The organism is Hymenobacter translucens, assembly GCF_020685205.1.
Classification (GTDB): Bacteria; Bacteroidota; Bacteroidia; order Cytophagales; family Hymenobacteraceae; genus Hymenobacter; species Hymenobacter translucens.
In genome coordinates, this window is record NZ_JAJERB010000003.1 from 358,406 (window position 1) to 378,582 (window position 20,177).

A 20,177-nucleotide genomic window follows, 5' to 3' on the forward strand; every position below is an offset into this window, starting at 1 on the left:
TGGCACGGGCGGCGGATTGTTTTAGGCGGTCGTCCATCTGGTCGTTCATCTTCATTCTCTCAAAGCTAACCCGAAAGGGCTACAAAGCTAGGCTCAACAGCGCAGAAGTGCAGGCCTGTTTTCCCGCTTTCTTTTCGTTACCTTGCCCGGTAGCGGGCTTTTCAGAACCGCCCCAAAGCGCGGTTGTTTGCTACCTTTACCGCTCTTTTTCGCCCCGTTTGCTTTCCCTTATGGCTGTATCTTCCGCTGCCGACGCCACGGCCGCTCCCGCCCAGCGCCTCCACCTGATTGCCTGTGGAGGCAGCATCATGCACAACCTCGCCCTGGCCCTGCACCGCCGCGGCGCCCGCGTCACGGGTTCCGACGACGAAATCTTTGAGCCCGCCAAGGGCCGCCTGGCCGCCGCCGGCCTGCTGCCGGCCCAGGAAGGCTGGTTTCCGGAGAAAGTCACCGCCGACCTCGACGCCGTCATCGTGGGCATGCACGCCCGGGCCGACAATCCCGAGCTGCTCCGGGCCCAGGAGCTGGGTTTGCGGGTGTACTCGTTTCCGGAATATATCTACGAGGCTTCCAAGGACAAGCAGCGGGTCGTTATCGGCGGCTCGCACGGCAAGACCAGCATCACGTCCCTGATCCTGCACGTGCTGCGCTTCCACGGCCGCAAGTTCGACTACGCCGTGGGGGCCCAGCTCGAAGGCTTCGACCTGATGGTGCAATTGACGGAAGATGCGCCCATCATCATCATCGAAGGCGACGAGTACCTGTCCTCCCCCATCGACCGGCGGCCCAAGTTTCACCTTTACCAGCACCACATCGGCCTGATTTCGGGCATCAGCTGGGACCACATCAACGTGTTCCCGACCGAAGAAGACTACCGGGAGCAGTTCCGCATCTTCGCCGAGATGACGCCCAAGGCCGGCGTGCTCATCTACGACCAGGACGACGAGCAGGTACAGCTCGTAACCGTTCCCTCGAACCCCTCGGTGAAGTACATCGGCTACGGCCCGCACGAGAACGTGGTGCGCGACGGACGCACGTTCCTGCTCACCAAGCGCGACGAGGAAGTGCCGGTGCAGGTGTTCGGGGCCCACAACCTGCGCAACATCTCGGCCGCCAAGGAGGTCTGCAAGCAGCTCGGCATCAAGGGTAAGGATTTCTACGAGGCCATTGCCACGTTTAAGGGCGCGGCCCGCCGCCTGGAGCTGGTGCGGGAAAGCAAGTCGTCGGTAGTATACAAGGACTTTGCCCACGCCCCGTCCAAGCTGAAGGCCACGGCCACGGCCCTGAAGCAGCAGTTTCCGAAGCGCCGGCTGGTGGCTTGCCTGGAGCTGCACACCTTCAGCTCCCTGAACCCGAACTTCCTACCCCAGTACGCCCATACCTTCGACGCGCCCGACGTGGCGGTGGTGTATTTCAACCCCCACGTGCTCGAGCACAAGCGCCTGCCCCCGCTCCCGCCGGAGCAGGTGCAAAAGGCCTTTCAGCGCCCCGACCTGCAGGTGTTTACCGACAGCAGGGAGCTGGCCGCGTTTCTACAGAAGCAGGACTGGACCGACGCCAACCTGCTGATGATGTCGTCGGGCACGTTTGACGGGCTGGATTTGACCAAGCTGGCCGAACAGGTAACAGCCGAATGAAGCCTACCCTACTCCTGCTCCACGGCGCCCTGGCCGCCGAAAGTCAGCTCAAGCCCCTGGCCCGGCAGCTGAGCGCCGCATTTGCCGTGCATACGCTGTCCTTTAGCGGACACGGCGGCCGGGAGCTGGTCCCGGCCGAGTTTACCATGGACAGCTTTGCCGCAGAGGTGCATGCCTACCTCGAAGGCAAGGACCTGACCGAGGTCCACGTGTTCGGCTACAGCATGGGCGGGTACGCGGCCCTGCTGAGTGCCCTGCGCCACCCCGGCCCGATTCGTACCATTACCACGCTGGGCACCAAGTTCGACTGGACGCCGGAAACGGCCGCGGCCGAAACCCGGATGCTGGACGCGGCCAAAATCCAGGAAAAGGTGCCGCAGTTTGCCGAGCAGCTCCGCCTCACTCACGCGCCCACTGACTGGACCCAGGTGCTGGCCGCCACGGGCACGATGATGCGCCAGCTGGGTGACAGTCCGCCCCTGACAGCCGCCACGCTAAGCGAAGTAGCCCTCCCCGTGCAGGTTCTCGTCGGGGAGCTGGATAAAACGGCCGGTGTGGATGCGTCGGCGCAGTTTGCGGGCTACCTGCCCCGGGGCCGGTTTGAAGTAATTATGAACACGCCCCACCCGCTGGAGCGCGTGAACCCCGACCTGCTGGCTGAGCGCATCAGCCGCTTTATCGGGGAGCACTCCTGACTTGCTTAGCTCCTGAATAAAACAACAAGGCCCGTCAGCAGTGACGGGCCTTGTTGTTTTATTCAGGGTTTGGGCGGGGCAGCCGGTGGCGGGCCGGGGCGCCGCCGGTCCGAGACGACCAGCAATGCCAGGGCCGTCAGGCTCAGGCGCAGAATCCACTGACGGCTCATTTGCGGGGAAAGAAGGTGTTGCCGTTTTCCACCGTCATGTCGCAGTGGTTGCCGGCGGTGTTGTCTTCGCAGGCCGTGCCGGTGATGGCGCTTTTCTCAAACGAGAAGTAGCAGAACTGGCAGCCCACGCTGGTCACGATATACCGCTCGGCATCCGAGGTCAGGTACAGGCTCTGGTCGGAGGAGATCTGCAGGGGCAGCGCCATGGCCCGGTACGAGCCGTTGTACATGCCCAGTCCCACCAGATAGTACCCGGCTTTGTCCTTGGAGCTGCCCTGAACCTTGCGGATGATGGTTTTGTCGATAACGGTGCCGTCGCTGAACTGCCGGATAAAGTTCTGGGCCAGCTGACTGCGCGGAATCAGGTACTCAATCTTGCCCTCCGAAACGCGGGCTACCTGCGTACTCGTTGTTTCCAGCTTGCGCTTGCGCAGTTCGTCCGGGTCGGTCGACGTGCTGACTTCCGGAAAGCCGCCGCGCCCGGGCCTGCTGGTTTCGCAGGCGGTAAGCAACAGCAGCAGGGTTGCCGGCAGCAGCAGCAGGCGGCGGGATATAGAGGTTACGATCATCAGGGAAGCAGGAAACAGGCAGGTGAATATTAGCGGGGCGTGTAGTACTTACGCGCCTCCGGCAATTCCCGCTGAATATTGGCAATGCGGGTGCCGCTGGAAGGGTGCGTAGAAAGAAACTCGGGTGGAGCGGCGCCGTTTTGCCCGGCTTCCATCCGCTGCCAGAACGCCACCGCCCCATCCGGGTTGTAGCCGGCCATAGCCATGAAAATCAGGCCCAGGTGGTCGGCTTCGGTTTCCTGGTTACGGCCGTACTTAAGCAGGCCCACAGAGGAACCCACCCCAAATGCCTGCAGAAAGATGCTCTGGGTGGCTTCGGGCTTGCTCGACAACGCCGCCGACAAAGCCTGTCCGCCCAGCTGCTGCACCAGTCCCTGGCTCATCCGCTCGTTGCCGTGCTTGGCCACCGCGTGGGCAATTTCGTGGCCCATCACGACGGCCAGCCCGGTTTCGTCCTGGGTGATGGGCAGGATGCCGGTGTATACGGCCACCTTGCCGCCAGGCATGCACCAGGCGTTCTGCTGCTTGTCGTCCTGAATCACGTTGAACTCCCAGGCGTAGCCGGCCAGCTGATCGGAGGCGTTCTGCTGGCGGAAGTAGGTTTCGACGGCCTGCTGGATGCGCTGGCCCACCCGCCGTACCATTGCCGTCTGGTTGGCATCGGCGGAAAGCTGGCTTTTGCTGAGCACCTCACGGTACTGCTGCTCGGCCAGCGTGTTCATTTCCGCGTCGCTGACGAGGCTCAGCTGCTGCCGCCCGGTTATCGGGACGGTGGTGCAGCCCGCGGCCACCAGAAGCCCCGTAGCCAGAACAAGTTTCTTTAGCATAGGAAGATTGTGAAAATGAACGGTGAGCAGGCCGGAGCAGCATGCCGCCGACCCCTGCCAGGCTATACGAAGAGCAGCGGGTAAAATGTTTAAAGCCCGTCAGCGGAACCGGACCGGTGGGCGCGCGTACGAGGCAAAACTCTTTTTAAGGCCACGAATTAAGCCCTATTTTTGGCGCAGCGCCCCCACCGGGTGCTTCACTGCCCGCAGCCTGCAGGGTCGCGCCGGCCGTTTACTGACTTAGACTTCCTCCATGAAAATACTTTGCATCGGCCGTAACTACGCCGAACACATTGCCGAGCTCCACAACGAGGTACCCGACGAGCCGGTCATCTTCCTCAAGCCCGAGACGGCGCTGATCCAGCGCAACCAGCCCTTCTTCTACCCCGACTTCTCCCAGGACATTCACCACGAGCTGGAACTGGTGCTGCGGGTGTGCAAAAACGGCAAGAACATCGAGGAGCAGTTTGCCCACACCTACTTCGATGCCATCGGCCTGGGCATCGACTTCACCGCCCGCGACCTGCAGACCAAGGCCAAAACCAAGGGCCTGCCCTGGGACTTGGCCAAGGGCTTCGACGGGTCCGCGCCCCTGTCGCCCACGTTTAAGCCGGTGGCCGACTTCGCTGACCTGGGCAATATCCGCTTCCACCTGGAAGTCAACGGCGAAACCCGGCAGCAAGGCAATTCCGGCCTGATGCTGCACCCGTTCAGCGCCATCATTGCCTACATTTCCCGCTTTATCACCCTGAAAATGGGCGACCTGATCTTTACCGGCACCCCCAGCGGCGTGGGCCCGGTGAAAATCGGGGACCGGCTGGCAGGCTACCTGGAAGACGAAAAGCTGTTGGATGTTGCAGTTAAATAATTCCTCCCCGGCCAGCCGGCCGGAGCGCCGGAAACCGCTGGGCAGCGCCCGCCTGCTGCTGTTGCTGCTGGCCCAGCTGCTGACGCCCGCCTGCCAGGGCCAGGACCATGATGCGCCCGACACGGCCCGGCGGCTTCCCGCCGCCCCGCGCCCCGCGCCGGAAGGCAAGGGCCCCGTGGTGCCGAAAGGCTACTACCTGTTTCCCATCAGGCCCGGCCAGCCCAATTTCCTGGCCGCCAGCATGGGCGAGCTGCGGCCCAACCACTTCCACGGCGGCCTCGACATCAAGACCGGCGGTGGGGTGGATCTGCCGGTGTACGCTTCGGCCGACGGCTACATCTCCCGGATGAAGCAGTCGACGGCGGGCTACGGCAACGTACTCTACATCGTGCACCCCAACGGCACCACCACCGTGTACGGCCACCTCAACCGGTTTATGGGCCCGGTAGCGCAGGAAATGCTCCGGCGCCAGTACGAAAAGAAAACCTACGAGCTGGAGCTGTTCTTTGAAAAAGGGCAGTTCCCGGTGAAGCGCGGGGAAGTGGTGGCGCTGTCGGGCAACACCGGCGGCTCGGCCGGCCCCCACCTGCACTGGGAAGTGCGCGACGCCCAGGACCGGCAGTACAACCCCCTGCAGTGGGGCGGCTTCCCGGAAATTCAGGACCACATAGCTCCTACCCTGCAGGCGTTTGCCGTGGAGCCTCTCAGCATTGAGTCGCGGGTGCAGGGCCGGTTCGACAAGGCCGTGTTCGTGCCCAAAACGGCCACGCCGCCCGGCAAGGAAATCGTGTGGCCCGATACCATTGCCGCCTTCGGCACGGTGGGCCTACAGTTCCAGGCCTTCGACCGGTTCGACAACGCCTGGAACAAGAACGGCGTGCAGCGGGTGGACGTGCTCGTGAACGGCAAGCCGCACTACTCCCACGAGGTGGACGCGGTGCCGTTTCCGGAAGGCTCCCGGCAGATCGGCAACCACGTCGACTACGAGTGGCAAATGACCAAGGGCCGGCAGCTGCAGAAGCTCTGGGTGGACGACGGCAACGACCTGACCATGTACACCACCGGCCCCGGCCGGGGCCGGCTGCGCGTGGAGGCTGGCCGCGTCTACACCATCGAAATCCGCATGGCGGACTCCTATGGCAACGCCACGCCCGTGCGGCTGGTACTGCGGGGCGAGGAGCCCCGGTACTTTAAAACGCGCAGCGCGGCAGTGCGCCGCCCGGCCCTGCGCTACGAGGTCACGCGCAACCTGCTCAAGGTATTTGCCGCCGACCCCGACACCAGCGCCGTGGGCGGCAACCTGCTGATGGCCCGGGGCCGGCAGCGCCTGTCTGTGAAGCCCAGCTACACCGTGCAGAGCGAAAACGTGTACCTCTACGACCTGCGGGCCGGCATGCCCGACTCGATGCGGTTCGGCAACGTGACGAAGCGGTTCGAGCGCCAGGCCATGATTCCGTCGGGCCAGGAGCATTCCTTTACCACCTCATCGATGCACGTGGTGTTCGGTCCCCGCACGCTGTTTGATACGCTTTACTTCCAGACCAGCTACCAGGCGGGTCCGAAAGAGGAATGGACGGTATTCAACCAGCGCACGCCGCTGTATCTGCCCTACCGCCTCACCCTGCGCCCCGCCACGCCCCCGGCCGACCCGGCCCGTTCGGCGGTGTACCTGATGACGCCCTCCGGCGGCCGGATTTACCAGGGCGGCAAGTGGAACGGCAACGAAATTTCTTTGAATCTGAAGCAGTTCGGCACCTTCCGGATCTTTGCCGATACCATTCCGCCCTCGGCCACGCTGGTGAGCCGGGGTGCCGGCGGGCTGGTGTTCAAGGTGGGCGACAACCTGTCGGGCCTGGCCAGCTACCAGCTGGAAATCGGCGGGCAGTTTCGCCTGCTGCGCTACGAGCACAAGAAGGCCATTCTGTTCACCGAGCGGCAGGACACGCTGGGACCCGCCCTGCGCGGGCCCGCTACGCTTACCATCCGGGATATGATGGGCAACGAGCGGGTACTCCGGCTCAATCTGTAAGCAGGCTCAAACCGGCACTGTCTTCCTTCGGCTTTGCCGCCGGATGACACGATCTACAAACGGCAGCGGCCACGTGAATTCCATCAGCCCATTTCCCACTTCAGCACCTTAAACACCATGCTCCCCGAACCCGGCACTCCCGCCCCCGACTTCGAAGCCGTTGACCAGAACGGCACCCTCATCCGGCTCCAGGACTTTCGCGGCCGGAAAGTGGCGCTGTACTTCTATCCCAAGGACGACACCTCGGGCTGCACCGCCCAGGCCTGCGACCTGCGGGACCACCGCACCGAGCTGGCTGAGGCCGGCGTGCAGGTACTCGGCGTGAGCATCGACAGCCAGAAGTCCCACCAGAAATTCGCCCAGAAGTACGAGCTCAACTTCCCGCTGCTGGTTGACGAGGACAAGAAAATCGTGGAAGCTTACGGGGTTTGGCAGGAGAAGTCGATGTACGGCCGCAAGTACATGGGCACCATGCGCTACACCTTTCTCATCGACGAGCAGGGCCGGATTGAGCGCGTTATCACCAAGGTCGATACCAAAAACCACGCGGCCCAGCTGCTGGGCTAAAGGGGTGATGCCGCCGACCAAGCCCGGGCCCTGGTCCGGGCTTTTTTCGTGTAGTAGCCGTCAGCCCCGGAAAAATGATACTCCGGATAATCCGGCTAAGGCCTCCGCCCTGATTTTCCTACATTTGCCCCACTAACCTATTTCCTTTCCTGTTCATGTCGCAGCCTTCCGCTTCCACCTCGCCTGTTACTTCCGAAACCCATTCCGCTTCCGCTACGAAAACCCCTGCCGAGCTCAAGCAGATTGCTGCCCAGGTGCGCCGCGACATCGTGCGCATGGTGCACGGCGTCAGCTCAGGCCACCCCGGCGGCTCCCTGGGCTGCGCCGACCTGCTGGTGGCCTTGTATTTCCGGGTGATGAAGCACGACCCGGCGTTTGCCATGAACGGCGAAGGCGAAGACCTGTTTTTCCTGTCGAATGGCCACATTTCCCCGGTGTGGTACTCGGTGCTGGCCCGCTCGGGCTATTTCCCCGTGAGTGAGCTGGGCACGTTCCGCAAGCTCAACTCCCGGGTGCAGGGCCACCCTGCCACGGAGGAGGGCCTGCCCGGCATCCGCATTGCCTCCGGCTCTCTGGGCCAGGGCCTGAGCGTGGCTATCGGTGCGGCCCAGGCCAAAAAGCTCAACGGCGACGACCGGCAGGTGTACGTGCTGATGGGCGACGGCGAGCTGGAGGAAGGCCAGGTGTGGGAAGCAGCCATGTACGCCCCCCACCACAAGGTCGACAACCTGATTGCGCTGGTCGACCGCAACGGTCAGCAGATCGACGGGCCTACCGATGCCATTATGAACCTGGGGAACCTGCGCGCCAAGTTTGAGGCGTTTGGCTGGAAGGTGCTCGAAACCGACGGCAACGACCTCGAAAAGCTGGTTCCGACCCTGGAAGAAGCCCGGCAGCTCAGCGGCCAGGGCCTGCCCATCATGATTCTGATGGACACGCAGATGGGTTATGGCGTCGACTATATGATGGGCTCCCACAAGTGGCACGGCACGGCCCCGAACGACGAGCAGCTAGAGCTGGCGTTGCAGCAGCTGCTGGTCGATCAGCAAAGCGACTATTAGGCGGCCGGAGTACAAGCTGAGCCGACGTGCATTCGTTAGGCCCGGGTAATCGACAGTTTAACCGGCGTTTATGCATTCCTTCTACGTTCGTTTTTATGGTTTTCTGCTGAGCCTGGCTTTGCTGGCTCCGGCTGCCCGTGCCCAGAACGTAGCGCCCGAAAAGCCCCGGGTGACGCGCATTCTGTTTCTGCTCGACGCCTCGGGCAGCATGAATGCTCCCTGGGAGGGCCGCCCGCGCATGGACGTCGCCAAGAGCCTGCTGGCCAAGATGGTAGACTCGCTCAACACCTACCCCAACCTGGAGCTGGGTTTGCGCGTGTACGGGCATCAGCACGAAGCCAAGGAAGCCAACTGCCAGGACTCCAAGCTGGAAGTACCTTTCGGCCGCAAGAATGCCGGGGCCATCAAGGCCAAGCTTAAATCCATTCAGCAGCAGGGCAACACGCCCATCACCTACTCGCTGGAGCAGTCGGCCAACGACTTCCCCGCCGACAAGACTTCCCGCAACGTACTGATTCTGATAACCGACGGGCTGGAGTCGTGCAAGGGTGACCCCTGCGCTACCTCCATTGCCCTGCAGCGCAAGCACATCTTCCTCAAGCCCTTCGTCATCGGCATCGGGGCCGAAAAGGACTTCGGACGTCAGCTTGAGTGCCTGGGGCAGTACTACAACGCCGCCGACGTGAAGACTTTTCAGCAGGTGCTCGACAACGTCATTGCCCAGACGCTGACCAAAACGACTGTGAGCGTGAACCTGACCGACGAGGCGGGCAAGCCGGTGGAAACGAACGTGAACATGACGTTCATCAACAACGTGACCGAGCAGCCCGAGTACAACTACGTGCACTTCCGCGACGCCCAGGGCCGGCCCGACGTGCTCGACATCGACGCCCTGCAGAGCTACGACCTGGTCATCAACACGGTGCCGCCGGTGCGCCAGCAGAACGTGCCGATCCGGCCCGGTAAAGCCAACGTGCTGACTTACAAAACCCCGCAGGGCGTGCTGGTCCTGCAGCCCCCGAATATTTCCCCCAACCCTTACGGCGTGATGCGGGCCGTCATCCGGGCCCAGGGCAATCCGGCTACGGTGCTGGCGCTGAACTTCGGTAACCGCCAGAAGCTACTGGCCGGCAACTACGAGGTGGAGTTCCTGACGTTGCCCCGCATCATCCGCCGCATCACCATCAAGCAGGGCCAGACCACCACGCTCACCTTCGACCCGCCCGGCACGCTCAACATCGTTTCCGACCTGAAAGGCTTCGGCAGCATCTACCGGATCAACAACGACGAGTCGCAGACCTGGCTTTACAACCTGCCCGAAACCACCAGCAAAATCAACCTGCCCATGCAGCCCGGGGTGTACCGCCTCGTGTACCGCACCGCCACGGCTACCGGCAGCAAGTTCACCGACGTGCGCAACTTCACCATCCGCAGCGGGCAAACCAGCTCCGTCAGCATTTTCGGGAAGTAACCTCCGCCCCGCGTTCCGCCCCGGGCAGTGGCATACTGTAAGCCGGGGGCGGAACCCGAACCATACGAAACTAAGATCCTAAGTCCCAGAACCCCACATGAAAGAATTCCCCTACTCCGAATCAAAAGACACCCGCTCCGGCTTTGGCGCCGGCCTGCACGAGCTGGGCAAGTCGAACCCCAACGTGGTGGCCCTCACCGCCGACCTGACCGGCTCGCTCAAAATGGATGCCTTTAAAAAGGACTTTCCCGAGCGGTTTTTCCAGGTGGGCATTGCTGAGGCCAACATGATGGGCATTGCGGCCGGTCTTACCATCGGAGGCAAGATTCCCTTTACCGGCACCTTTGCCAACTTCAGCACCGGCCGCGTCTACGACCAGATCCGCCAGAGCATTGCCTACTCGGGCAAAAACGTGAAGATCTGCGCGTCCCACGCCGGCGTTACGCTGGGTGAGGACGGCGCCACCCACCAGATTCTGGAAGACCTGGGCATGATGAAGATGCTGCCCCACATGACGGTCATCAACCCCTGCGACTTCAACCAGACCAAGGCTGCCACCATTGCCATTGCCGACTACGAAGGCCCGGTCTACCTGCGCTTCGGCCGCCCGGTGGTGCCCAACTTTACCCCGGCTGACCAGCAGTTCGAAATCGGCAAGGCGGTAGTGCTGAACGAAGGCGCCGACGTGAGCATTTTCGCCACCGGCCACCTCGTATGGAAGGCCATTCTGGCGGGTAAGATCCTGGCGGAGAAGGGCATCGATGCCGAAATCATCAACATTCACACCATCAAGCCCTTCGACGAAGAGGCCGTGCTGGCCTCGGTGCGCAAAACCCGCTGCGCCGTGTCGGCCGAAGAGCACCAGATGAACGGCGGCCTCGGCGACTCCGTGGCTCAGCTGCTCGCCCGCGAAGAGCCTCTGCCCCTGGAAATGGTAGCCGTCAACGACTCTTTCGGCGAGTCCGGCACCCCCGACCAGCTCATGGAGAAATACGGCCTGATGGAAAACGACATCGTGGCTGCCGTGGAGAAAGTCCTGGCCCGGAAGCGGAAGTAGTTTTTCCGGAACCAAATAAAAGCCCCCACAGCGCATGTTGTGGGGGCTTTTGCTTTAAGGCCGAAAGCTGTTTCACCTGAACCAGCTGACAGATAACCAGGGCGCACTAAAACCCTTCAAAATCGGTGTCTTCGTCGCTTCCCTCCAGATTATCCGACTCTTTTGACAGTTTCCCTTTTGTGATCTTATCCCCGTATAGAACAGCCCTGAATCTCACTTCCTCGTCGTCCGCAGTTTGATCCAGCGCTTTTCGCATCGGATTCTCAAAATTGGAGCGGTACGGCCCATTGTTCACCCCGCCGTCCTGGGCAAACACATTGTCTCCGTCGCTACCGTCACCGCCATTCTGTTGGGCAAGCACGTGACCGGCTTGTCCGACAATGAACCGGTTATTGGTCATCCCGATGTTGATGTTTGTATCTCCCACCAACGCATCGGCTTTGTATTTCGTGACGCCGTTCCACCCGTAGTTCTTCGCATCCTCTCCTTCCGCGAAATCTTCTACTTCCCCTTCCGCCTCTATCACGACGCTCGTTTTTCCCCGTTGAGTGGCCGTTACGTCCACCTGGCGCTGCACCGGGCCGACACCGGCAACCATTCCCGGGGCGGAGAAGGAGCTGGGCTCCTCGGCTGATGAGCCTTTAAGCTGCAGGGCCTTTGCTCCCATCACATCCGCCTCCTTCTCCAGGCTACCGTCGTCGTTTACCGCCACGCTGCCTTTCATTTGCATAGTCGGCTTTACCCGCCCCTGCTTTTGCTGCACCACGTGCCAGGCTTCATGCGGCAGGTGCTGTTCTTGTCCCGGCCCCAAATGAATATCTGTTCCCTGGGCGTACGCATGGGCTTGCAACTGCGCGGGTTTAGCAGAGTTGCGATGCAGCTTTACATCATCCAGGGACATTCCCGACAGGCTTTCTATTCCGGTTTTTAAGCTATCCGGCAACCCGGTTGTGTTTTCTTTCTTTTGAATGAGTTGCCGGGTTGCCGAATGGGGGTTCGCCAATGCTTGCAGTTGAACTCCTTGGGTTGCTTGCGGACTATTATTTACGGATTCATGTAACGTTCGCAGCTGCGCAACGCGGGAGCTGTTATTGGCACCCTCCTTCACCTGCCGTTGCGCAATAGCCTCCGGTCGGTTATCTGCAAATCGAAAAGCCGGCTCGGCTGCGCTCTGCCTCTGCATGGCAGCATTCGCCCCTGTTTCGCTCTTATCTTCCTGAGTCTTTTCAGCATGGATATTCATAGTTTCTTCTTTTTCAGATTCTGGTATACAATCACTTACTTATGAGCTACTGGCCCGGCTGCTTTCGTAAAAAGGCGCTCTGCCTGCAGCCAATATCAGGAAAGCCGCTCAAATAAGGAAGCTTTATCAGGTCTGTACTAACTAAAGTCGCCGGGAGCCCGCCGACGGGTAGCTTTATCAGACAAAACGCGTACTAGTCAGTGTTTTACCAGAAGTCGGAAGCGTCGGGCTTACAGCGGCCCGCTGGCAAAGGTCAGTTCCACGGCCGACTTTCCACCGGGCAGCTTCTCGATCTTGTCAACCGTCACGAAGCTGCGGATTTCACCTTCGTCGAAGGTTATTTCCTCCCGGAGCTCCTGGTTGCGGTATCTCGTTTTGGCGCGGCGCACAAGGCGGGCATTCAGGTACTTCACGCCTTTTTCCAGGTCGAGCGGAGCATCCACCCCGGGCAAGACCGAACGCATCAGCCCCACGGCATGGTGATGCCAGGCGGCCCGCTGGGAGGTTGGCTCCGTAAACCGGGCGGTTTCGAAGCGAAAGGTAAGCGCGTAGTACTCACAGCCCCAGTGGCGTAGCATGAGCTGATCCCCATTGGCAAGCGTTACTTTTTCGAGGGCAGTTTGCTTGTCGGGTAGCAGACGGAAGCCTGATTTCGGAAACACCTTTTTCCTCAGCACCGGCTTAGGAGTGGCCCGGGCGCAGACGAGGCTATCGGCCGGGCTGACCGTCTCCAGGGCAGCGCCAGCCTCATAAAGCCGGGGATGGCGGGAAGTCGTGGTAAAAGAAAACAGGGCCGTCAGGCAACACGCTGATAGTATTAGTATATCTTTTTGCATCCGCTTACTGCTTGTTACCTGGATGGCCGCTCGGGATAAGGGTAAGGCACACCCAGATGGCAATAGATAAACTAATATATAGCGACCAGTATCGAAAACTACCCCAGAGCCGCCAGTCCGGCAGCCGTCAGAGCCCCGACGAGCGTATTCACCGAATTGACGAAGTTGTTTGAGACAAGGTGCCGCCGTTCGAGGGTGGCGCCCAGCACCGAATCGGCCAGGTTGCCGGCCGTGCCGGCCACCAGCAGCCACCAGAAAGCCGGGCCCCAGCCGAAGCCCACGCAGTACGCTCCGGCCACCAGCGCGCTGCCCGCCACCCCGAGCGCCGTCCCTTCTAAACTTACTACCCCATTCTCACCCCGCACGTCGGGCTTCCCGGTCAGCACGTTGAAAAAGCGGCGGCCGTAAACGTTGCCCAGCTCCGACGAAAGCGTATCCGCAGTGGCGGCCGCAAAGCTCCCGGCGACCATCAGTCCGGCCAGCTGCACATACTCCGGGACCAAGCAGGCTAGCAGACTGGCCATTGCCGCTACCCCGGCGTTGGCCAGCACCTGACCGGCCGTGCGCTGCCCTTTATTGGCTTCTGCCAGCCCGAGCTGGCGCTTCTCCCTCACTTTCCAGGCCGAAGCCGCCGAGCCCAGGGCGAAAAACAACGCCAGCAAGCTTAGTCCGGTAAAGCCGTTGCCCAGGTAAATCAGCAGCCCCAGCCCTCCGCCGAGCCACATGCCGGCCCGGGTCAGCTTGCCGCTCCGCGCGCTGTACACCATGCCGCTCGTGAGCAGCGCCACAACCAGGGCAAGGTGAATTGTGTCGGTCATCGTGAAGTAAAATGCTGCCGCTTGCCGCCTAATTACGCTAAGTCAATGTGCTTACTTCCACTGCGAACTCCAATCACGCTTACAATACCACCCGCCGCAGCGTGGGCAGATTCCGCCATTTTTCCCGGGGCTGACCCGTTGCGTCGAAGGCCGAGAGGCTGGCTTTGTCGGCGTCCCGGCCTTCCCCGATCAGGATGGAAAACCGGCCTTCCCGGGTCTCGGCCACAAACTCACTGGCCTTAAACTCAGGTGTGCTTGCCGCCGCACCCGGCAGCTCGTCGGTCAGGTAGAAGCCCGGCGAAAGGTCGGCCACGGCTTCGATCTGCGTCGGCTCCCCAATGGGCCCGGTGGCTTCGGCCCGGAAACGCAGGCTGGTATAGTTCAGCCGCGTAACGGTAAGGCTGAACGACTCCCAGCCACGGACGCCGCTGTACGTAACCGGCTGGCCGGCGGGCAGCTCGGTTGGGAAGGCCACGGAATCCTCGCGGCTCAGCACCAGCCACCGGCCCCGCACCTTGTACTGACTGCCCCCGGCCATGTCCCGCAGCCCGGCCACGAAAGCCGGCGACAGATTCGTTGAATCGACGGCGGGTGCCCGCTCCACTGTAGCGGCCGAATCAGCGGCCGGTACGGACTCGGCAGAACCGGGGCTGGTTAAGGCTTGGTGCTCGGTTTTCTTCTCGGAGCAGGCCCCGAGCAGACCGGCGGCAAGAATCAGGGCGGTAATAGGGCGAAAATGGAGCACGGCGCGAACAAAGGGCCTGCGGGCAGGCGTGAGAGGCCGCAACTTACGCAGGCCGACGCGTTTTTTCCCTTTCCGCCAGCCTTACTGCCGGGCGCCGCACTCGGCGCAGAAGCGCTGATCGGCCTTCATGGTACCGCCGCAGTCGGTGCAGAACTTTTCCTTGCTCTGCTGCGCGGCAGCATTGGTGGTGCCACACTCGGGGCAGAACTTCTGGGTGGGGCTGAGCTTGGCGCTGCAGCCCGTGCACTGCACAATGCCGGTGCGGTTCAGAAAGTCCAGGCTCTTGGTGTAGTCCTGAGTGCGGGTCTTCTCGCGAATCTGCTCACTTGTGGCCAGGGCCTGCTGGGCGGCCAGCTCCTCGTGCTCATCGGGGGCGCAGGTTTCGCAGAGGCCGGCGCGGTGGTTCCAGCATACGTCGGGGCATACCCAGCCGCCGCAGCGGGTGCACTGCTTGAAGTGCTGCTTGCCTTCCAGCACCGCCTTTTCCAGCGCTTCATCGTGGGCTTTGCCGCCAATGGCCCGCTGCATCTGGTAGGCGGCGTTGCCGGCCTCATGGAAAAAACCACCGAACAGGCTGCCCGCGGCATTAAGCACGCTGCCGGCAATACCGATGGCGCTCGGCTGAAACCGTGACATGTGCCCGTTGCGGCATTTGTCGCAGTAAAACTTGAACTGGAAGCCTTTGTCGGTGGACAAGTCATCGTGGTTGGCGACGAACTGAATCAGGTTGCTCACGGCGTAGCTGCTAATGTGGTGGATAGGCAAACTTAGCCGATTATCTACGTCATTTAAAAGCCAGAAATTGACGATTGAACTTTAACAAGACATGACCCGAACAGGGTATAACTTTATCTATAACAATCACATATGCATGTGAGTAACTGCTCGGCTTCCGCCCCCGGGTAAAAAACCAGACGGACTTTACACGCAAGCGTTAAACTTTCCGGGGCCCGTTCCATCCAACCGCACATACCCCGCCGCCCCAACCCGTTCCCTGCTTGGAAGACCAGGAAATCCTCGCCAAGTTCGCCGACCCCGCCGCTCGTAACGTGGCCTTTAACCAGCTGGTGCGCAAGTACCAGAGCAAGGTGTACTGGCACGTACGCAAGATGGTGGTCGACCACGACGATGCCGACGACCTGACCCAGGATGTGTTCATCAAGGTCTGGAACCACCTGGGCAACTTCCGGCAGGACGCCTCGCTCTACACCTGGATCTACCGCATTGCCACGAACGAGTGCCTGACGTTTCTCTCCTCGAAGCGCCGTAAGTTTTTCCTGCCCATCAACGACATCACCGCCGAGCTGTCGGCCAAGGTGGAAGCCGATACCGAGCTGGCGGGCGACGAGGTGGAAATGAAGCTACAGAAAGCCATTCTGCGCCTGCCCGACAAGCAGCGCCTGGTCTTCAACCTCAAATACTACGAGGACATGAAATACGAAGACATGGCCGAAGTCACCGGAACGTCGGTAGGGGCGCTGAAGGCCTCGTACCACCACGCCGTCAAGAAGATCGAACAATACGTGAATGAACAGTCTTAAACCCTGGGGCCCTTGCCCCGTCTAACCGCCATGAAAACGCCTTTTCGTCTGGACGACCACCCCCGCCGGGCTCACCCTTTTTCCGCTCCCCCGGCCGACTACTTTGACCGGCTGCCGACCCGCGTGATGGCCCGGGTGCAGCCCGGCGCGACGCGAGCTACGGGCCTGGGCTGGCTGCTGGCTTTGCCGGCTCCCCTACGCACGGCCCTGGCCTCCACCCTGGTGCTCGGCTCGTTTGCGGCTTCCTTTTTTCTGGCCCGGCCGGCCGCCGTTTCTACCCCCGCAACGGCGGATGCCACCCTGGCCGCTATTCCCCAAACCGAAGTAGTTCAGTACCTGCTGACCAGCGACCAGCACGTGTCGCTCAACGACCTGACCGTGCTGGCAGCTACCGACCAGGACCTGACCGCCAGCTTTCTGCCGGCTTCGTCCCCGGAGTTGGAAGAAGCCCTGGAAAGTCAGCCCATCGAGGATACCTACCTATAATTTCACGCCTGCCCTTTTCTTACTCCGCATATGAACAACCTTTTTCGGAACCTGCTGGCCCTGCTGCTGCTGCTTAGCGTGGCGGGCTTTGCTCAGGCCCAGCCAGGAGGCGGCAAGCGCCAGCAGCGCCTGGGCCGCATTGAAAACGCCAAGATTGCCTACCTCACCGATAAACTTTCCCTTACCCAGGACCAGGCCCAGCGCTTCTGGCCGGTATACAACGAGTTTTCAGACAAGCGCCGGGACCTGAACCGCCGGCAGCGCCTGCTTCGCACCGAAAACCCCGAGAGCCTGACCGATCAGCAGCTGCGCGACAACCTCAACCAGATGCTGGCCAACCGGCAGACGGAGCTGAACCTGGAAAAGGAATACCTCGAGAAGTTTCAGAAGGTGATTTCCCTGCGCCAGGTGGCCCAGCTCTTCATTGCCGAGCGGGAGTTCACCAAAGTGCTGCTTCAGCGTCTCAACGACCCGCGCGGCGCGGCCGGAGCAGCCCCGGGCATGCAGGCCGACGACTAAGCCGTCAGAACCCGATGCTACTTACCCGAAAGAGGCTGACGAATCAGCCTCTTTTCGTGTGCCGGGCGCTGCAGGACGTATCTTTGCGGGCTAATCCGAATCCGTATGCTTACGCCCCGCCAGCTTTTCCTTCGTCACCAGGCTCAGACCTCCGATACGCCCCTGCTGCTGGAGATTGAGCGGGCCGAGGGCGTGTACATGTACGGTCCCGGCGGACGGCGCTACCTCGACCTGATTTCCGGCATCGGGGTCAGCAACGTAGGCCACCGCCACCCCCGCGTCATCGGCGCCATTCAGCAGCAGCTCGACAAGTACCTGCACCTGATGGTGTACGGCGAAGTGGTGCAGACGCCCCAGGCCGAGCTGGCCCACGCCCTGCACCTGACCCTGCCGGCCGTGCTGGACGCCGTGTACTTCACCAACTCGGGTGCCGAAGCCGTGGAAGGCGCCCTCAAGCTGGCCAAGCGCCATACCGGCCGCACCGAGCTTATCAGCTGCCACCGGGCCTACCACGGTTCCACCCACGGTGCCTTGTCCGTGACGGGTTCGGAAGGCTTCAAGCAGAGCTACCGCCCCCTGCTGCCCGACGTGCGCCACATTGAGTACAACGCTTTGCCCGACCTGGCCCTCATTACGTCCCGGACGGCGGCCGTGATTGTGGAAACGGTGCAGGGCGAAGCCGGGGTGCGCGTACCCCATCCGGGCTACCTCCCGGCTCTTCGGCAGCGCTGCACCGAAACCGGGACCCTGCTGATCCTCGACGAAATTCAGTGCGGCTTCGGGCGCACCGGCACCTTCTGGGCGTTTGAGCAGTTTGGCATCGTGCCCGACGTGCTGCTCTGCGCCAAGGGCATGGGGGGCGGCATGCCCATCGGCGCGTTCATTGCTCCGCAGGAAATCATGGCGGGCTTTAAATCCAACCCCGTGCTCGGGCACTGCACCACGTTTGGCGGCCATCCGGTTTCGTGCGTGGCCTCCCTGGCCACGCTCCAGGTGATTCAGGAAGAAAACCTGCTGGCCGGGGTAACCGCCAAAGCCGCGCTGTTCCGGAATCTGCTGCGCCACCCTGCCATCCGGGACGTACGCGGCCTGGGCCTGCTGATGGCGGTGGAGTTCGACTCCTACGCCGTGCTCAAGCCCATCATCGACCGCGCCCTCGAGCACGAAGGCATTCTGACCGACTGGTTTCTGTTCTGCGACAACTCGCTTCGGCTGGCTCCTCCCCTGACCATCAGCGAAGCCGAAATCAAGGAGGCCTGCGCCGCGCTGCAGCGGGCTATTCACTACGTGGTCAGCTAACAAAAAAGCCAGCCCGTTGCGGGGCTGGCTTGGTGCGGAGTCAGGCAATTTAAAATTGCTTAACGTCGGAGTTGTAGTTGAGGAAGGACTGGGATTCCTCCTTAATCTGCTCCCGCGGCAGCCCGTCCTTGACGCCAAGGGAAATTTTGCGGACCAGCACCCCCACAATGGCTTTGCGGAAGCCCAGCTTCTCAGCCATGTCGATGCAGAAGTCCATTTCGTTGTCGTCCACCACGCCATCGGCGAGCATCATGTCAACCAGGTCGAAGATTTGGTCGAACCGCTCCGAGTCGTTGTCGGGCAATACCAGGGCCGGGGCGTTGGCGTTGGCAATGATGGAGCGGACGTCATCGGCCCGCAGCCCGTTTTTCTTCCCCACCGCGACAATGAAACTCATTTCGCGCTCATCAATGTGGCCGTCGGCCTTGGCCAGCGTAACCAGATTCATCAGGTGACTTTTGACTTTCTTAGTCTGCTCGTTTTCAAAAAAACCAAACATACACGAAGCGGCTTAGGGTAGTGGGTAGGACAAAAAGGGGCACTGCGAAATCCGGGTGGGCCGGGCAGGAATTACCTCGGAGTGCTGCGGTTAAGATAGCTGCTGGCAGTGGGCTTTGCAACTAGTTCGGATACGTAAACGACAAAAAAACAGCCAGCTCAACCGTTTCATTTTCCGGCCCGGATAATTTGCTCTGTTTTTTCAGGCAAGAATCACCAACTTTGCCCGCCCCGCATTGGGCGATTTTGGAATCAGAGTTATGATGAAGCGCATTGCAGTTTTTACCAGTGGCGGCGACTCGCCCGGCATGAACGCCTGCATCCGGGCCGTGGTCCGCACCGCCGTTTACCACGGCATTGAAGTATACGGCATCATGCGCGGCTACAGCGGCATGATCAAGGGCGAGTTCGTGAAGCTCGACTCGGCCTCGGTTTCCAACACCATTCAGAAAGGCGGTACCATTCTCAAGTCGGCCCGCAGCCAGAAGTTTCTGACCAAGGAAGGCCGGCAGCTGGCGTTTGACCAGCTCACCCACTTCAACATCGACGGCCTGGTTGCCATCGGGGGCAACGGCACTTTCACCGGGGCCATGATCTTCGAGGAGGAGTTCGGCATTCCCACCGTGGGCGCGCCCGGGACCATCGACAACGACCTGTTCGGCACCGACTATACCATCGGCTACGATACGGCCGTGAACACCGCCCTGGAGGCCATTGACAAGATCCGCGATACTGCCGACTCGCACGACCGGTGCTTTTTTATTGAAGTAATGGGCCGCGACTCGGGCTACATCGCCATTCCATGCGCCATTGGAGGCGGGGCCGAAATCGTGATGATTCCGGAAACGATGATGTCGACGGAAGCCGTGATTGACACGCTGCAAAGCGGGTGGAAGCGCCACAAGACCTCGTTTATCGTGATTGTAGCCGAGGGCGACGAGGAAGGCAACGCCACCGCCATTGCCGCCAAGGTCAAGGAAGCCATTCCCGAGCTCGACACCCGCGTTACCATCATCGGGCACGTGCAGCGCGGGGGCTCCCCCACCGCCGCCGACCGCCTGCTGGGCTCGCAGATCGGCATTGCCGCCGTCGAAGGCCTGATGAACGGCATGCGCAACGTAATGGCCGGCATCATCGACCGCAAGCTTGTGTACACGCCTTTTAAAGACACGATCTACAAGAAGAAGATCATCAACCAGACCTTTATGCGGATGGTGGAAATCCTGTCGGTATAGGTTTGA

The 20,177-nt window shown here is 61.3% G+C and carries 21 protein-coding genes; 13 read left to right on the top strand and 8 right to left on the bottom strand.

Translation table 11 applies throughout. The features are described from left to right. The first annotated feature begins 230 nt into the window (after window positions 1–230). Both LJY25_RS08735 and LJY25_RS08740 read left to right on the top strand, forming a co-directional pair. Window positions 231–1,637: a UDP-N-acetylmuramate--L-alanine ligase gene (locus tag LJY25_RS08735; RefSeq protein WP_227607938.1), complete on the top strand. Its 1,407-nt coding sequence runs from the start codon at window positions 231–233 to the stop codon at window positions 1,635–1,637. Then, window positions 1,634–2,332, top strand: a complete 699-nt coding sequence (locus LJY25_RS08740; protein WP_227607939.1) for an alpha/beta fold hydrolase — start codon at window positions 1,634–1,636, stop codon at window positions 2,330–2,332. Before LJY25_RS08735 ends, LJY25_RS08740 begins: the two co-directional genes overlap by 4 nt. Before the next feature lie 166 nt (window positions 2,333–2,498). Here LJY25_RS08740 and LJY25_RS08745 read toward each other — a convergent pair whose 3' ends face one another. Continuing rightward, window positions 2,499–3,071 (bottom strand): hypothetical protein, encoded by a 573-nt coding sequence (locus LJY25_RS08745; protein WP_227607940.1) that lies wholly within the window; start codon window positions 3,069–3,071, stop codon window positions 2,499–2,501. 29 nt (window positions 3,072–3,100) lie between these two features. Further along, complete coding sequence (locus LJY25_RS08750) at window positions 3,101–3,898, bottom strand: M48 family metallopeptidase (protein ID WP_227607941.1); 798 nt, start codon at window positions 3,896–3,898, stop codon at window positions 3,101–3,103. 253 nt (window positions 3,899–4,151) lie between these two features. Here LJY25_RS08750 and LJY25_RS08755 point away from each other — a divergent pair, with 253 nt between their 5' ends. The 6 genes from LJY25_RS08755 to LJY25_RS08780 all read left to right on the top strand — a co-directional run bounded on the left by LJY25_RS08755 (window position 4,152) and on the right by LJY25_RS08780 (window position 10,951). Continuing rightward, complete coding sequence (locus tag LJY25_RS08755) at window positions 4,152–4,766, top strand: fumarylacetoacetate hydrolase family protein (RefSeq protein ID WP_227607942.1); 615 nt, start codon at window positions 4,152–4,154, stop codon at window positions 4,764–4,766. Further along, window positions 4,750–6,795 carry a M23 family metallopeptidase gene (locus tag LJY25_RS08760; RefSeq protein WP_227607943.1) on the top strand — a complete coding sequence of 682 codons (2,046 nt, stop codon included), beginning with the start codon at window positions 4,750–4,752 and terminating at the stop codon, window positions 6,793–6,795. The genes LJY25_RS08755 and LJY25_RS08760 overlap by 17 nt, the downstream gene beginning before the upstream one ends. 117 nt (window positions 6,796–6,912) lie before the next feature. Then, a complete protein-coding gene (gene bcp, locus LJY25_RS08765) occupies window positions 6,913–7,362 on the top strand; it encodes a thioredoxin-dependent thiol peroxidase (protein ID WP_227607944.1) in 450 nt (149 codons plus the stop codon). Window positions 7,363–7,517: 155 nt separating this feature from the next. Further along, the gene (locus LJY25_RS08770) at window positions 7,518–8,423 is read left to right on the top strand and encodes a transketolase (RefSeq protein ID WP_227607945.1); all 906 of its coding nucleotides are present in this window, start codon (window positions 7,518–7,520) and stop codon (window positions 8,421–8,423) included. Window positions 8,424–8,493: 70 nt separating this feature from the next. Then, on the top strand, window positions 8,494–9,894 hold the full coding sequence (locus LJY25_RS08775; protein ID WP_227607946.1) for a vWA domain-containing protein: 1,401 nt from the start codon (window positions 8,494–8,496) through the stop codon (window positions 9,892–9,894). A 97-nt stretch (window positions 9,895–9,991) separates the two neighbouring features. After that, window positions 9,992–10,951, top strand: a complete 960-nt coding sequence (locus LJY25_RS08780; RefSeq protein WP_227607947.1) for a transketolase family protein — start codon at window positions 9,992–9,994, stop codon at window positions 10,949–10,951. A gap of 106 nt (window positions 10,952–11,057) precedes the next feature. Here the strand turns inward: LJY25_RS08780 and LJY25_RS08785 are convergent, their stop codons facing one another. The 5 genes from LJY25_RS08785 to LJY25_RS08805 form a co-directional block, all read right to left on the bottom strand. Further along, a complete protein-coding gene (locus LJY25_RS08785; RefSeq protein ID WP_227607948.1) occupies window positions 11,058–12,194 on the bottom strand; it encodes an eCIS core domain-containing protein in 1,137 nt (378 codons plus the stop codon). Between the two features lie 230 nt (window positions 12,195–12,424). Continuing rightward, the gene (locus tag LJY25_RS08790) at window positions 12,425–13,030 is read right to left on the bottom strand and encodes a hypothetical protein (protein ID WP_227607949.1); all 606 of its coding nucleotides are present in this window, start codon (window positions 13,028–13,030) and stop codon (window positions 12,425–12,427) included. A 98-nt stretch (window positions 13,031–13,128) separates the two neighbouring features. Then, complete coding sequence (locus tag LJY25_RS08795) at window positions 13,129–13,848, bottom strand: DUF92 domain-containing protein (RefSeq protein ID WP_227607950.1); 720 nt, start codon at window positions 13,846–13,848, stop codon at window positions 13,129–13,131. Between the two features lie 79 nt (window positions 13,849–13,927). Further along, on the bottom strand, window positions 13,928–14,593 hold the full coding sequence (locus tag LJY25_RS08800) for a hypothetical protein (protein ID WP_227607951.1): 666 nt from the start codon (window positions 14,591–14,593) through the stop codon (window positions 13,928–13,930). A gap of 81 nt (window positions 14,594–14,674) precedes the next feature. Further along, complete coding sequence (locus tag LJY25_RS08805; RefSeq protein WP_227607952.1) at window positions 14,675–15,358, bottom strand: zinc ribbon domain-containing protein; 684 nt, start codon at window positions 15,356–15,358, stop codon at window positions 14,675–14,677. Window positions 15,359–15,591: 233 nt separating this feature from the next. Between LJY25_RS08805 and LJY25_RS08810 the strand changes: the two genes are divergently transcribed. The 4 genes from LJY25_RS08810 (at window position 15,592) to LJY25_RS08825 (ending at window position 18,438) form a co-directional block, all read left to right on the top strand. Beyond that, window positions 15,592–16,134: an RNA polymerase sigma factor gene (locus tag LJY25_RS08810; RefSeq protein ID WP_227607953.1), complete on the top strand. Its 543-nt coding sequence runs from the start codon at window positions 15,592–15,594 to the stop codon at window positions 16,132–16,134. Window positions 16,135–16,164: 30 nt separating this feature from the next. Beyond that, entirely contained in the window at window positions 16,165–16,620 is a 456-nt protein-coding gene (locus tag LJY25_RS08815; protein ID WP_227607954.1) for a hypothetical protein, read from the top strand. Between the two features lie 30 nt (window positions 16,621–16,650). Beyond that, window positions 16,651–17,139: a hypothetical protein gene (locus LJY25_RS08820; protein ID WP_227607955.1), complete on the top strand. Its 489-nt coding sequence runs from the start codon at window positions 16,651–16,653 to the stop codon at window positions 17,137–17,139. A 105-nt stretch (window positions 17,140–17,244) separates the two neighbouring features. Then, window positions 17,245–18,438, top strand: coding sequence for an aspartate aminotransferase family protein (locus tag LJY25_RS08825; RefSeq protein WP_227607956.1), 1,194 nt, complete (start codon window positions 17,245–17,247; stop codon window positions 18,436–18,438). A 49-nt stretch (window positions 18,439–18,487) separates the two neighbouring features. On the opposite strand, the gene LJY25_RS08830 is transcribed toward LJY25_RS08825, so the two are convergent. Then, the gene (locus LJY25_RS08830) at window positions 18,488–18,937 is read right to left on the bottom strand and encodes a tellurite resistance TerB family protein (protein ID WP_227607957.1); all 450 of its coding nucleotides are present in this window, start codon (window positions 18,935–18,937) and stop codon (window positions 18,488–18,490) included. A 262-nt stretch (window positions 18,938–19,199) separates the two neighbouring features. Between LJY25_RS08830 and pfkA the strand changes: the two genes are divergently transcribed. Continuing rightward, on the top strand, window positions 19,200–20,171 hold the full coding sequence (pfkA, locus tag LJY25_RS08835; protein WP_227607958.1) for a 6-phosphofructokinase: 972 nt from the start codon (window positions 19,200–19,202) through the stop codon (window positions 20,169–20,171). Window positions 20,172–20,177 lie beyond the last annotated feature (6 nt).